Origin of the sequence: Streptomyces mirabilis (genome assembly GCF_039503195.1) — a bacterium.
In the GTDB taxonomy this organism is placed as follows: Bacteria; Actinomycetota; Actinomycetes; order Streptomycetales; family Streptomycetaceae; genus Streptomyces; species Streptomyces mirabilis_D.
Map to the genome: position 1 here is coordinate 6,023,828 of NZ_JBCJKP010000001.1, position 12,471 is coordinate 6,036,298.

The 12,471-nt window shown below is 69.8% G+C and carries 10 protein-coding genes, 1 pseudogene and 1 riboswitch; of the genes and pseudogenes, 6 read left to right on the plus strand and 5 right to left on the minus strand.

What is annotated here, in order from left to right; all coding sequences use genetic code 11:
• Nucleotides 1-82 precede the first annotated feature (82 nt).
• A pseudogene (locus AAFF41_RS27810) lies at nucleotides 83-886 on the plus strand (HAD family hydrolase); the annotation flags it as partial.
• 146 nt (nucleotides 887-1,032) lie between these two features.
• Here AAFF41_RS27810 and AAFF41_RS27815 read toward each other — a convergent pair.
• From AAFF41_RS27815 to AAFF41_RS27825, 3 genes are all read right to left on the minus strand, one after another.
• On the minus strand, nucleotides 1,033-1,722 hold the full coding sequence (locus tag AAFF41_RS27815; protein ID WP_319750081.1) for a transglycosylase SLT domain-containing protein: 690 nt from the start codon (nucleotides 1,720-1,722) through the stop codon (nucleotides 1,033-1,035).
• A 4-nt stretch (nucleotides 1,723-1,726) separates the two neighbouring features.
• A riboswitch (cyclic di-AMP (ydaO/yuaA leader) is annotated at nucleotides 1,727-1,887 on the minus strand.
• Nucleotides 1,888-2,159: 272 nt separating this feature from the next.
• Entirely contained in the window at nucleotides 2,160-2,495 is a 336-nt protein-coding gene (locus AAFF41_RS27820) for a hypothetical protein (RefSeq protein ID WP_319750082.1), read from the minus strand.
• 5 nt (nucleotides 2,496-2,500) lie between these two features.
• Entirely contained in the window at nucleotides 2,501-4,783 is a 2,283-nt protein-coding gene (locus tag AAFF41_RS27825) for a CocE/NonD family hydrolase (RefSeq protein ID WP_343326364.1), read from the minus strand.
• 388 nt (nucleotides 4,784-5,171) lie between these two features.
• On the opposite strand from AAFF41_RS27825, the gene AAFF41_RS27830 reads away from it, so the two are divergent.
• The 5 genes from AAFF41_RS27830 to AAFF41_RS27850 all read left to right on the plus strand — a co-directional run bounded on the left by AAFF41_RS27830 (nucleotide 5,172) and on the right by AAFF41_RS27850 (nucleotide 10,879).
• Nucleotides 5,172-6,182 (plus strand): polyprenyl synthetase family protein, encoded by a 1,011-nt coding sequence (locus AAFF41_RS27830; protein ID WP_060894821.1) that lies wholly within the window; start codon nucleotides 5,172-5,174, stop codon nucleotides 6,180-6,182.
• A gap of 221 nt (nucleotides 6,183-6,403) precedes the next feature.
• A complete protein-coding gene (locus AAFF41_RS27835) occupies nucleotides 6,404-7,408 on the plus strand; it encodes a CHRD domain-containing protein (protein WP_343324791.1) in 1,005 nt (334 codons plus the stop codon).
• Nucleotides 7,409-7,652: 244 nt separating this feature from the next.
• Complete coding sequence (locus AAFF41_RS27840) at nucleotides 7,653-8,885, plus strand: LolA family protein (protein WP_343324792.1); 1,233 nt, start codon at nucleotides 7,653-7,655, stop codon at nucleotides 8,883-8,885.
• A gap of 103 nt (nucleotides 8,886-8,988) precedes the next feature.
• Nucleotides 8,989-9,984, plus strand: a complete 996-nt coding sequence (locus tag AAFF41_RS27845) for an ABC transporter ATP-binding protein (protein WP_343324793.1) — start codon at nucleotides 8,989-8,991, stop codon at nucleotides 9,982-9,984.
• Complete coding sequence (locus AAFF41_RS27850) at nucleotides 9,971-10,879, plus strand: ABC transporter permease (RefSeq protein WP_343324794.1); 909 nt, start codon at nucleotides 9,971-9,973, stop codon at nucleotides 10,877-10,879. Before AAFF41_RS27845 ends, AAFF41_RS27850 begins: the two co-directional genes overlap by 14 nt.
• A gap of 3 nt (nucleotides 10,880-10,882) precedes the next feature.
• Here the strand turns inward: AAFF41_RS27850 and AAFF41_RS27855 are convergent, their stop codons facing one another.
• Together AAFF41_RS27855 and AAFF41_RS27860 are read right to left on the minus strand one after the other, a co-directional pair.
• Nucleotides 10,883-11,551 (minus strand): flavodoxin family protein, encoded by a 669-nt coding sequence (locus tag AAFF41_RS27855; RefSeq protein ID WP_343324795.1) that lies wholly within the window; start codon nucleotides 11,549-11,551, stop codon nucleotides 10,883-10,885.
• 244 nt (nucleotides 11,552-11,795) lie between these two features.
• On the minus strand, nucleotides 11,796-12,344 hold the full coding sequence (locus AAFF41_RS27860) for a DUF6668 family protein (protein ID WP_319750153.1): 549 nt from the start codon (nucleotides 12,342-12,344) through the stop codon (nucleotides 11,796-11,798).
• Between the last annotated feature and the right edge of the window lie 127 nt (nucleotides 12,345-12,471).

Sequence of the window (12,471 nt, forward strand, 5' to 3'; positions counted from 1 at the left end):
TGAACGGTGTTGCTGACGGGATACCGGACGTCGTCCGGTTCACGCCGGGCCGATGAGTCGTTCGATCCGTATTCTTCGGATCATGGCCGCTCCGACTGCATATTCACTTATCGCCACTGACCTGGACGGAACGCTGCTCCGCGGCGACGACACCCTCTCCGACCGGTCCCGGGCCGCGTTGGAGAGGGTGGCCGAGGCGGGCGCCCGACACCTGGTCGTGACGGGGCGCCCGGCGCCGAGAGTACGACCGTTGCTCGACGAACTCGGCGGCGCGGGGCTGGCGGTGTGCGGGCAGGGGGCGCAGCTGTACGACGCGGCCGCGGACCGCCTGCTGTGGTCGGTGACCCTGGACAGAGACCTCGCGGAGACCGCGCTCGGCAAGATCGAGGCGGAGGTCGGGCTGCTCTACGCCGCGGTGGACCAGGACGGCGTGGACGGGCTGACGCTCATCGAGCCGGGGTACGTGATGCCGCATCCGACGCTTCCGGCGGTACGGGTGCATCACCGCGACGACCTGTGGACGGAGCCGATCAGCAAGGTGTTGCTCCGTCACCCGTCGCTGTCCGACGACGAGTTGGCCTCGGCGGCCCGGGGTGTGGTGGGCTCGCTGGCCACCGTCACCATGTCGGGGCCGGGAACCGTCGAACTCCAGCCATGCGGCGTGACCAAGGCGACCGGTCTGGCGCTCGCCGCCGCCCACCTCGGGCTCACTCCCGCTGCCACCATCGCCTTCGGCGACATGCCCAACGACATCCCCATGTTCGACTGGGCCGCCCGGGGGGTCGCCATGGCCAACGCCCATCCGGAGCTGAAGGCGGTGGCCGACGAGGTGACGCTGTCGAACGAGGACGACGGGATCGCGGTGGTGCTGGAGCGGCTGTTCCCGTGCCGGTCGGATCGGATCCGGGAGTCCGGGGAGCCCGGTGGGTCCCGGCAGCTCTCCGAGTCTCTCCGACCTCATCAGCGTAATCAGCCGCATCAGCCTCGGCAGTCGTACGAGCCCTACCGGCTCAGCCAGCCCCACCAGTCCTGTCAGTAGGGGCCGTTGACGTTGTCGATCGAGCCGTACTTCGCCGCCGCGTAGTTGCAGGCCGCCGTGATGTTCGCGACCGGGTCGTAGATGTTCATCGACGTGCCCGGCACGTGGTAGGCCTTGAACGTCGGGTCGATGACCTGGAGCAGGCCCTTGGAGGGGATGCCGGCCTTGGCGTTGGAGTCCCAGTTGTTGATGGCCAGGGGGTTTCCGGAGGACTCGCGCATGACGTTGCGGTGGATGCCGTTGTAGGTGCCGGGGATCTTGGCGCGGGCCATGATGTCCAGCGAGTGCTTGATCCATCCGTCGAGGTTGTTCGTGTACGTCTTCGACGTGGTGGGCGCCGTCTTCGCCTTGGCGGGGATGTGGACGGTTTTGGTGCCCACGGTCAGGGTGAGGCCCGGACGGAGCGCCGTCGGGTCGGGGCCTATGACGGCGCGGTTGGCGGCGTACAGCTTCGCCGCCCCGCCGCTCTTGGGGTACTTCTGCGCGATCTTGGCCAGGGTGTCGCCCGCGACCACCTTGTACGTGATGAGCTGGACATCGGTGGTGGTGGCGGTGGCGGCCTGCGCGCAGGTCGCCACCGCGAGCGGAAGGGCGAGGGTGACTCCGCCCATTCCCGCGGCGAGGATGCCCCGAGTGAGCATGCCGTGGATCTTGAAGCTGCGGTGCTTGCCTCGTGCGGACATGGCGAATTCCTCTCCGGCGCCTGCGAGGTGAGCTGTCGGGTTCGGGCGGGAGCTGCCCGGCCGCACGGTGTGTGCGACTTCACCCCGAGCCGTTCCGGTGTCCGGATCGGCGGCTTACCTGGGTCCCCCGCTCCTGCCGTGCGTGTGTGTGGGTGGCTGGGATATTCCGGTCGGCGGCGGGATTGGGCGGTCCGTCCGGATCGACGTGAACGTATGCGAGAGCACATGTCCGGAACAAGCCCTCATTTCCCGGTGTAGATCGCTTTCACCTGTGTAATAAGGGGGAGAAAATGCCCGATTAATCCGGAACGTGACGCTCAACTTGCCTTATGCAAAGGGGAAGTCGTCAAGAGGGGATAAAGGGCCCACTCCGCATGGGAGTGACCCAATTCACGCGACCAAGCAGAAATAAAGCGGCACTGGCGGCAAATCGGACATCAGGCCTCGAGTGTCCAGGCCGGTGAGCCCGTAGGCGGAGCCGGGCGTACCTCCCACACGGACAGGTCCGTGTCGGGGTCGTCGTCGGGGAGCCGCCCGGCATGGGGCTTGAAGTAGAGGCCGCAGGCCCGGTATTCGGGGAGTTCGTGGCACGTCAGGTCCGGGTGGGGCCCGAACTCCCGCCCCGGGTAAGCCCTGTTGATCCCCGCCACCGCCTCGGCCCGGGGAATCCCGAAACGCGTGACCATCTCGTCGGTCAGCTCGTCGTTCGTCTCGCGGAAGTACGCGAGCATCCCCTCGTCCAGGGCCATCAGGAACTCATCGGTCCGCGCCATGCTCCTCAGGGCTTGCCCATGCCGCCGCCGGGTCCCCAGTCCGCCGTCCGGGGGATTCTTCTCTCCCACGTCCGATGGAAGACCACCTCGTTGCCGTCCTTGCAGATCAGCTCGTTCGAGGTGATGAACTCCCGGGCGTCGCAGCCGAGTTCGGAGCGTGTCTCGACCCGGGCGTCCCAGGGCAGCTCCGGGCGGTGCAGACGGATCGACCTCGTCGAGCGGGCACGGGCGGAGAGCGGGTCCGACTCGTCGATGGTGTACGTGTCCCGGGCGTCCTCCGTGCATTCCAGGCCGTCAGGGTGGACACGGGTGCCGTCCTGGCGAGGGTCGACCTCCAGGCGCCACTCGCCCCTCGCCACGTCACGGGCGACCAGGCGTTCGGGGCGGGGCTCGTCAAGGGTGGCCGGGGACGTCACTCCCAGAGGTTCGGACTGCTCCGGCTCCTCGAAGGTGATCTTCGGGTCCGACTCCCTTGCTCGCACCGGAAGTTCGAGGGAACTGCCCGCCGGGTCCAGGATGAACCCCGCCGCCGAGCCAGGCTGGGGCCAGATCCACGGCCAGTAGGCGGAGGACAGGGAGAGCCGGATGCGGTGGCCGGACGGGAACGCGTAGCCGGTGGCGGTCAGGTCGAAAACCACGTCCTCCGTAGAGCCCGGTTTCCAGGAGACCGCCTGGTCGGGGCCGTAGCGCGCTGACAGGTTCAGAGCACCCCGGGTCACCAGCGTCGAGGAACCGTCGGCGGCGACGTCGCACACCCTGGCGATCACCTGGCCCCAGGAGGAGTGGGACGTCAGACGGAGGCGGGCCCTGGGGCGCCCCAGGATCCAGGTCTCCCCCGGGACCTCGAACTCGAAGCAGGCCGATCTCGCGTCCTCCTCCCGCTGGTTCGGCGGCAGGTCCGCGTCGTTCCCGACGGGGCGGAAACGGCCCGCGTCCACGCCCGTGTGCTGAGGGGAGCGCACCAGCACCGGTGCGCCCCGCAGCGCGTACGCGATCGGGGTCACGGAGGGGGAGGGCCAGGCGGTGTCACCCACCCAGTGGCCGGGGAGGGACGGGTACGTCGTCGCCGGGGGGTGCGCGGCCATGACGTAGGAGCGCAGGAGGGGCTGCGCCATGACGTCAGGGTCGTTCACCCCGGGGTCCGGATCGTCGTTCACCCCGGGGTCCGGATCGTCGTTCACATCGGGGTCCGGATCGTCGTTCACACGGGGCCCTGGTTCGTCGTTCAGGCCGGGGTCCGGCTCGGCGGTCGCGTCGGGGCCGGGATCTTTGATCACACCGAGGTCGGGACTGAACACACCGAGGTCAGGATTTTTGATCACGCCGAGATCGGGATGGCCGATCGTGTCGGGGTCGGGCGCGGGGACGCTCGTGGCGGTCGGCCTGAGCCAGTGGTCCCACCACCTCAGCGTCTCCTGGAGGAAGCCGATCGCCGGGCCCGGCGGCAGGCCCCGGTCCGGGTACTGGTGGCACCAGGGGCCGATCAGGCCGCGTACGCGGTCGGCGGGGAGGGTCTCGACCAGCCGCAGCACCGTGTCGCAGGACGGGTCGTGCCAGCCGCCCACCGCGAGCACGGCTGCCCGGATTCCTCCGTATCCCCCGTCCTCGCGCACACCGGCGTGGCGCCAGTACGCGTCCCGGGTCGGGTGGGACAGCCACGTATGGATGAACGGCTCCACCTTCTCCAGGCGCTTCACCCACATGTCGCGCCACATCACCTGGCCCACGTGCACCGGATCCGGCGGACGGGCGACGTCGGCGAGCGCCGTGGCCGCCCGGGCGTGCGTCTCGACGGCGAGGACGGCACCTCCCAAGCGGTGCCCGTCGTTGTCATAGGGATCGTCGGTCGCACAGACCGTGACGATCGCCTTGAGCGGTTCGGGCGCGAGGGCCGCGATCCGGAGGGAGGTGAAGCCGCCCCTGGAGATGCCGAACATGCCCACCGCGCCGCTGCACCAGGGCCGGTCCGCCAGCCACTGGATCACTTCCACCCCGTCGGCCCGCTCGCTCTCCCCGTAGGGGTCCGCCGGCACGCCCTCCGAGTTGCCGTGACCGCGGGCATCCACCCGGACGGAGGCGTAGCCGTGGCCCGCGTACCAGGGGTGACGCTGCCAGTCGCGTGGCGCGGTCCGGTCGGTGAGCCGGTCCGGGAGATATTCGAGGAGCGCGGGGACGGGCGCGTCGGTCTGCGGGCGCCACACGCGCGCGTGCAGGCGGGTGCCGTCCGGGAGAGGGATCCACAGATCCTCGTGAGTCGTCTCGTGCGAGAAGGACGTACGGATGTGCATGCTCATCACGGTGTCCTGGGTGTCCTCGGTGTCCTTCGTGCCCTGTGGCCGTCCTCGGTGCCCCGGTCGTCTTCGGCGGGCGGTGCTCAACAACGTCCGATCAGTCAATGCATCCCATATCGGGTCATATCGACTGACCAAGAACATACCGCCCGTGATCCCGAACCGCCCGGGTGGCGGACTGTCTGCCGCTCGGGGGACATCGGATGGCGGGGGAGAGGGAAGTCGGGAGGAAGTCGGCAGTGGGGACGGTGGGCGCTCGTGGTGATCGAAACGTGACCGGATACGCTGACTTGAGTGATGGCAGCGACACATCGACAAACCGTGTCATCGACCGAATGATCGACCGAGTTCGCCATGTGATCGTCAGCAGACAGGAGAACCTCTCGTGACCGTCGTCGGGCCGTTCGGGCTGAGCGTGCGGGACCAGGCTCTCGAAGCCGATGTCCAGGCCGGATTGACGGCTGTGGAGGAGGGCTTGCTCGAAGTCACCAAGAGCGAGGTCCCCTTCATCACAGAGGCCGCGCAGCACCTGCTGCGCGCCGGCGGGAAGCGGTTCCGTCCGCTGCTCGTGATGCTCGCCGCGCAGTTCGGTGACCCCTACGCGCCGGGTGTCGTGCCCTCGGCCGTGGTCGTCGAACTGACTCATCTCGCCACCCTGTACCACGACGACGTGATGGACGAGGCCGACGCGCGGCGCGGCGTGCCCAGCGCGAACACCCGCTGGGGCAACTCGGTCGCCGTGCTCACCGGCGACTTCCTCTTCGCGCGCGCGTCCCACACCCTGGCCGACCTCGGGCCCGAGGCGGTCCGTATCCAGGCCGAGGCGTTCGAGCGGCTCGTCACCGGGCAGATCCTGGAGACGGCGGGGCCGCGCGACGGACGCGACCCGGTCGACCACTACCTCGACGTGCTCGGCGGCAAGACCGGCTCGCTGGTCGCCGTGGCGTGCCGGTTCGGCGCGATGATGTCGGGCGCCGACGAGACGGTCGTGGACGTGCTGACGCAGTACGGGGAGCGGCTGGGCGTCGCCTTCCAGCTCGCGGACGATGTGCTGGACATCGCCTCCGACTCGCACGAGTCCGGCAAGACGCCCGGTACGGACCTGCGCGAGGGCATCGCCACCCTGCCGGTGCTGCGGCTGCGTGAGCGGGCGGAGCGGCTCGGTCTCGCCGAGGACATCGCGCTGTGCGAGCTGCTCGACTCCGACCTCACGGACGACGACCGGCACGCGGAGGCATTGGCCCTGCTGCGGGCGCATCCCGCGCTGGAGCAGGCCCGCCGTGACACCGTGCGGTACGCGGAGGAGGCCCGCGCCGCGCTCGTTCCGCTCCCCGAGTGCGATGCGAAGGCGGCGCTCATGGAGCTGGTGGACGCGGTGGTGCACCGGGCCGGATAGGTGCCCGGAGCGAGCCACTGGCGTACGCCCTCCCCGGATGCCGGCGTATGTCCTCCCCGGCGCAGGCGAATGGACTCTCCTTGCTGTGACACACGTCACATTGTTGGATTGAGTCCAGGGTAGGAATCGGTCCGTACTCCCGTACAGAAGCTGACGCAGGGGGCGTCAGCTGCCTTACGGGGAGAAAAAGAATCATGGAATCGAACGCTACGTTCAATGCCATGTCGGACATGCGCCGCAAGGGCCTGGTCATGGCCGGTGTCGCGGTGGCAGTCGCGGCCGGTGTCGCCGCCGCCGTCGTCCCGGCGGTCGCGGCCGACGGGGGCCATCGCAGTGACCACGGCGGCATGAGCCACTCGGCGCACGGCGACCAGACCATCGTCGCGCGGAGCGGAGTCGTCGGCGGCAGCGGCGGCACCATCCTCGCCACGAGCCTCCGCGGCGCCAACGAGGTGCCCGTCCAGGGCGGCCCCGCCGTCGGCGACAAGGACGGCGCGGCGCTGGAGTTCATCAAGGTCAAGGGGGACAAGGTGTCCGTCGCCGTGACCTGGCGCGGCACCGGCAGGCCGACCATGCTCCACATCCACCAGGGCGCCAAGGGCACCAACGGCGGCGTCAAGATCGACTTCACCAAGCTGCTCGGCAGGATCAAGGGTCACCACGTGGTCGGCACCGTGAAGGTGGAGGACGCCGCCCTGCTGGACCGGTTGAAGAACGACCCGGGGGCGTTCTACGCCAATCTGCACACCGCCGAGTTCCCGGGCGGAGCCGTCCGCGGCCAACTCCACAAGGTCACCGGCTCCTTCGACTTCCGTGACGCCCTCGGCAACTTCCAGGCGTCCGTGGTCAAGGGCAAGCAGATCTACGAGTGCAAGCCCGTCGAAGGCGGTGGCTACGTCTTCGCTCAGCGTGACGTCGCGGCGCTGCTCGGCGGCGACATCGTGCACACGTTCGTGAAGCCCAACTCCGGTACGCCGCAGTGGGTCGCGCCCGACCGCAGCGCGGTCACCGGAGCGGTGATCTCCAAGACTCCGAACGGCGAGAAGAACATCGCCGAGCTGGACCTCAAGGCCACCCGGTCCGGCAAGCACCGCGGTCTGCTGGCCGACACGCAGGAGATCCTGCGCCTCAACACCGTGGGCGGCGTCGCGCCGGCCGGCTCCTGTTCACCGGGCACGCTCGTGGGCGTGCCCTACCAGGCGGACTACGTGTTCGTGCAGCGCTGACGGGTACCAGGGCTCTGTGAGCTCGGGCGGTGGTTTCCCCAACCCCTACGGGTCGGGGGAGCCACCGCCTCCTCACGTCATACCGCAGGACTACGTGGAGTTGAGTCCGGGGTCTGACGCATCTCGTCGGCCGATTTGGTCAGATTGAGAACACCACTCCTCACCGGTTCGGGTGAGAATGGCGGCTATAGGGGTGGAGAAGTGAGGACGGTAGGCCGCCGCCGACGACGGAGGTAAGGCACACATGGCACCGTACGAATCCGACAGGACCGCCGGGGCGGAAGGGCTGCCCGACGAGGCCGACGACGTCCGCGCAGGTCGGCGCAAGGCGGCTCGTTACGTCGTTCCGGTCGCAGTGGTGGGGGTGGCGGCCGCGACCATCGGGCTCGTCCCGGCGCTCGCGGACTCCGGCGACCCCAGCCTGCCGAAGATCACCGCAGAGCAGCTCATCGAGAAGATCGCCAAGTCGGACGTCCAGCAGCTGTCCGGCACGGTCAAGGTCAGCACCGATCTTGGACTGCCCAGCCTGGGCGGCCTGGAGAGCGGCATGCTCTCCGGCGTCACCAAGGGGTCCGGCGGCTCCTCCGCCGACCCGCAGTCCAAGCTCATGGAGCTGGCCTCCGGCACGCACACGGTGCGCGTCGCGGCCGACGGTCCGGACAAGGCCAAGGTCTCCGTCCTGGAGAACGCCGCCGAGTACAGCATCATCCACAACGGCAACGACGTGTGGGCGTACGACAGCAAGTCGAACGAGGTGTACCACTCGACGGCCCCCGCAGCCGAAAAGGGCCAGGAGGAGGCGCCGAAGGACGTCCCGACGACGCCCAAGCAGCTCGCCGACGAGGCCCTGAAGTCGGTCGACGACACGACCTCCGTGACGGTCGACGGCACGGCGCAGGTCGCGGGCCGTGACGCCTACAAGCTGCTCATCAAGCCGAAGCAGTCCGGTTCCACGGTCGGCGCGATCACCGTCGCGGTGGACGCGAAGACCGGGGTGCCGCTGAAGTTCACGCTGGTCCCGACGAGTGGCGGCGCGGCCGTCGTGGACGCCGGGTTCACCCAGGTCGCCTTCGCCAAGCCGGCCGCCTCGACCTTCGACTTCACCCCGCCGAAGGGTGCGAAGGTCACCGAGGGCAAGGACTCCAAGGGCTCCAAGGGCTCCAAGGCCCCGGAGTCCGCTCCGAGCCGCGGTGACCTCGGCAAGGGGCTCGACGGTCTGAAGACCGTCGGCAAGGGCTGGAGCACCATCGCGGAGTTCGACACCGGCGGCCAGGGCATGCCCTCCGGCTCGTCGTCCGAGGGCGGCAACGTCTCCGGGTTCCTGAACTCCCTCGGTGACCACGTCAAGGGCACGTTCGGCTCGGGCACGGTCTTCTCGACCCGCCTGGTCAACGCGCTGATCACGGACGACGGCAAGGTGTACGCCGGTGCGGTCACCAAGGACGCGCTGGTCAAGGCGGCCGACGCGGCCCACTGAGTACCGTACGTACGGAACTGACGTACGGAACTGACGTGCGGAACTGACGTGCGGAACTGACGTACGGAACTGACGTACGGACGAAGCCGAAACGAGGGAGCCCATGGAGGAGCGGTCCGCCGAGGGTACGGACCTGCCTGTGGTGGGCACCGCCAGCGTGTCCGACGAGGGCACGGTGATCGCCACCCGCGCGCTCTCCAAACGCTTCCGCGGCGGACAGCTCGCCGTGGACGGTCTCGATCTGACCGTCCCGGCGGGCAGCGTCTTCGGCTTCCTCGGACCCAACGGGTCGGGCAAGACCACCACCATCCGCATGCTGATGGGCCTGATCGAGCCGAGCTCGGGCACGGCGCGCGTGCTGGGGCAGCCCATGCCCCGCGCCACCCGCGCCGTGCTCCCGCAGGTGGGCGCCCTCATCGAGGGCCCCGCGCTGTACGGCTTCCTCTCCGGCCGCGACAACCTCCTCCGGTACGACGCAGCCGACCCGACCGCCGACCCGCGCACCCGGCGTACCCGCGTCGAGGCCGCCCTCGACCGGGTCGGACTCACCGCGGCCGCGGGCAAGAAGGCGAAGGCGTACTCGCTCGGCATGAAGCAGCGGCTCGGGCTCGCGGCCGCGCTGCTCCAGCCCCGCCGCCTGCTCGTCCTGGACGAGCCGACCAACGGCCTCGACCCGCAGGGCATGCGCGAGATCCGTTCCCTCGTGAGGGAGCTGGCCTCGGACGGCACGACCGTCTTCCTCTCCTCACACCTGCTCGACGAGATCGAGCAGGTGTGCACGCACGCCGCCGTGATGGCACAGGGGCGGCTGATCACGCAGGGCCCGGTGGCGGAGCTCGCGGCGGGCGCGCGGGGGCGGCTGGTCGTGACCACCCCGGACCCCGGGGACGCGGCGCGCGTACTGAAGGAACAGGGAGTCGCGGATCTCGTCGTGACGGAGACGGGCGTGAGTGCCGAACCTCCGGACCGCGAACTCGCCGAACTGAACGCCGCGTTGGTCACGGCCGGCGTCCGCGTCCGTGGCTTCGGTGTCGAACGGGCCTCACTGGAGGACGCGTTCGTGGCGCTGACGGGGGAGGGGTTCGATGTCGCGGGCTGAAGTCGAGGCCGGGGCCGAGGCGGTACGCGTCGAGGACACGGCGGTACGCAAACCGAGCCCCCTGTGGACCTTCGGACTCTTCCGCAGCGAACTCCTCACCACCTTCCGGCGCTGGCGGACCATCGCGCTGCTCGCCGTGCTCGCGGCCGTGCCGATCCTCATCGGCGTCGCGATCAAGATAGAGACGCGCGACGGCTTGACGGCGGGCGGTGGTGGCGGCGAAGGACCGGCGTTCATCTCGCAGATCACCAACAACGGCCTGTTCCTGGTGTTCACGGCGCTCGCCGCGACCCTCCCCTTCTTCCTGCCGATGGCCATCGGCGTCATCGCGGGGGACGCGATCGCGGGCGAGGCGAACGCGGGGACGCTGCGCTACCTGCTCGTCGCGCCCGCCGGCCGTACCCGCCTGCTGCTCACCAAGTACGCGACCACCATGACGTTCTGCCTGGTCGCGACCCTGGTGGTGGCGCTCTCGGCGCTCACGGTCGGTGCGCTGCTCTTCCCCCTGGGCGAGCTGACGACGATCTCCGGGACCCGTATCAGCTTCACCGAGGGGCTCGGACGGGCGCTTCTCATCGCGCTGGTCGTCGCCGCGTCACTGATCGGTGTCGCGGCCCTCGGCCTGTTCGTCTCGACGCTGACCAACAGCGGCGTCGCGGCGATGGCGACGACGGTCGGCCTTCTCATCACCATCCAGATCCTCGACCAGATACCCCAGCTCCACGCCCTCCAGCCGTACTTCTTCTCCCACTACTGGCTGTCCTTCGCCGACCTCATGCGCGACCCGGTGTACTGGGACGACATGGTCCGCAATCTCGGACTCCAGGGCCTGTACGCGGCGGTGTTCGGCTCGGCGGCGTGGGCGCGGTTCACGGCGAAGGACATCACCGCGTAGCCGCTAGCGCGCGGCTGCCCTGCCCTGCGTGTCGCGCGTGCCGGGTGTGTCGCGCCTGGTCCGGGTGCCCTGCGTGTCGCCGGTGTCGTGCGTCTCGTAGGGGTAGCGGGCGGGCGGCGCCTCCCGTGCGAAGAACGCCTTCGCATGCGCCAGCGCGGCCGTGTCCTTCAGTACGTCACCGGGCTTGCTGCCGTTGCCGAGCAGGACCCCGCCGAAACGCATGCCCAGGTACGCGGCCGAGTGGTTGAGAGTGCCGATCAGCGGGTCGGCGACCTGTTCCTCCTCGTGCGCCAGCGCGGTGACGCCCCAGAGGGTGCGCCCCGCCATCCTGGCCTTGAAGTCCACGTCGGGCGTGCGCAGCCAGCCCGACCAGTAGTCCAGGTAGCGCTTGGTGAGGCCGGAGACCGAGTACCAGTACAGCGGCGAGGCGATCACGATGTCGGTGGCCGCCAGGGTGGCGTCGAGCAGCAGCGCCGGATTGCTCCCCGCGGCCGGGTGCACGTGGTCGCTGTCGCGCCGCAGGTCCACGAAGTCGGGCAGTGGGTGCTCGGCGAGGCTCAGCCAGCGCTGCTCGACCTCCGTGGGCAACTGTTCGGCGGCCCGTCGGGCCAGCAGCTCGGTGTTGCCGTCGGGGCGGCTGCTGCCCAGCAGGAACAGGAAGTGACGGCTCATGGGTCCCCCAGGGTGCGTGTGCGACAGGTCGCGGAATGCCACGACCCGCGAGTGCAACTGCATGCGTGCACAATATATGCATACGCATGTGCCGTCCATCCCGAGAGACAGGGTCCGCGCCGAGAGGCAGGGATGGCGGACGCCGGACGCCGACTGTCGGCGTCCGGCGTCCGCGTCCGCGCGTCCGCCATCCGGGGTTCTGACGGGGTCCCGTCGGGGGTCCCTTCGGGGGTTCCGTCGGGGGTCAGGGCAGGCGCGTGGCGCCCGTCAGGCGGGCCAGCGCGGCCGTCTCGCGGGGCGGCGCCGAGGCGAGGTCACCGACGCGCCACGCCGGGATCCACGGCACCTGATACACGTCGATCATCGAATCGATCACCTTGACGCGCTGGGCGAGTGGGCGGGGCAGTCGTCCGGGCGCGTCCGCGACCAGCACCACGGCCTCGAGGTCGAGCCCCGGGGGCGCCTCGCCCCGGCGGAAGGTCTCCAGGGTGTGCGAGACGGCGTCCAGTCCCGCCGCGTGCGTACGCCCGACGAGGAGCACCGACCCCGGCTCTCCCAGGTCGGGCCGGGGCCAGTTCCGCCCGGCGTCATGGCCGCCGAAGACCGCGGCGAGCGTGGTGGTGCCGGCCCCGCCGTGCGTCGCGACCCAGGCGAACCGCCGTGGGCCGACGGCGAGGTGTGCGGGTTCGTCCCGGGCGGGTTCGGGCCACAGAGCGGGTTCCACCCTGTCGGCGACCGGCCCGCGGAGCCAGATCTCGGGCCCCTCCGCCCCCTGCCGCATGCTCACCTGCATCACCTGACACTCTCCTCGGTCGTTGTCGGCGTTGTCGGCCACTCTTACGAGGCTGTGACGCCGTAGTGACGCATGCAGCGGTGGTGAGCCGAGAGACTTGACTGTATGTACCTGACGGGATCTTGAG

Coding starts and splice junctions, on each gene's coding strand:
- AAFF41_RS27855 (WP_343324795.1), bottom strand. CDS start 11,551: ATGAGCCGTCACTTCCTGTTCCTGCTGGGCAGCAGCCGCCCCGACGGC.
- AAFF41_RS27825 (WP_343326364.1), bottom strand. CDS start 4,783: ATGCACATCCGTACGTCCTTCTCGCACGAGACGACTCACGAGGATCTG.
- AAFF41_RS27815 (WP_319750081.1), bottom strand. CDS start 1,722: ATGTCCGCACGAGGCAAGCACCGCAGCTTCAAGATCCACGGCATGCTC.
- AAFF41_RS27860 (WP_319750153.1), bottom strand. CDS start 12,344: ATGCAGGTGAGCATGCGGCAGGGGGCGGAGGGGCCCGAGATCTGGCTC.
- AAFF41_RS27835 (WP_343324791.1), top strand. CDS start 6,404: ATGTCGGACATGCGCCGCAAGGGCCTGGTCATGGCCGGTGTCGCGGTG.
- AAFF41_RS27850 (WP_343324794.1), top strand. CDS start 9,971: ATGTCGCGGGCTGAAGTCGAGGCCGGGGCCGAGGCGGTACGCGTCGAG.
- AAFF41_RS27845 (WP_343324793.1), top strand. CDS start 8,989: ATGGAGGAGCGGTCCGCCGAGGGTACGGACCTGCCTGTGGTGGGCACC.
- AAFF41_RS27820 (WP_319750082.1), bottom strand. CDS start 2,495: ATGGCGCGGACCGATGAGTTCCTGATGGCCCTGGACGAGGGGATGCTC.
- AAFF41_RS27840 (WP_343324792.1), top strand. CDS start 7,653: ATGGCACCGTACGAATCCGACAGGACCGCCGGGGCGGAAGGGCTGCCC.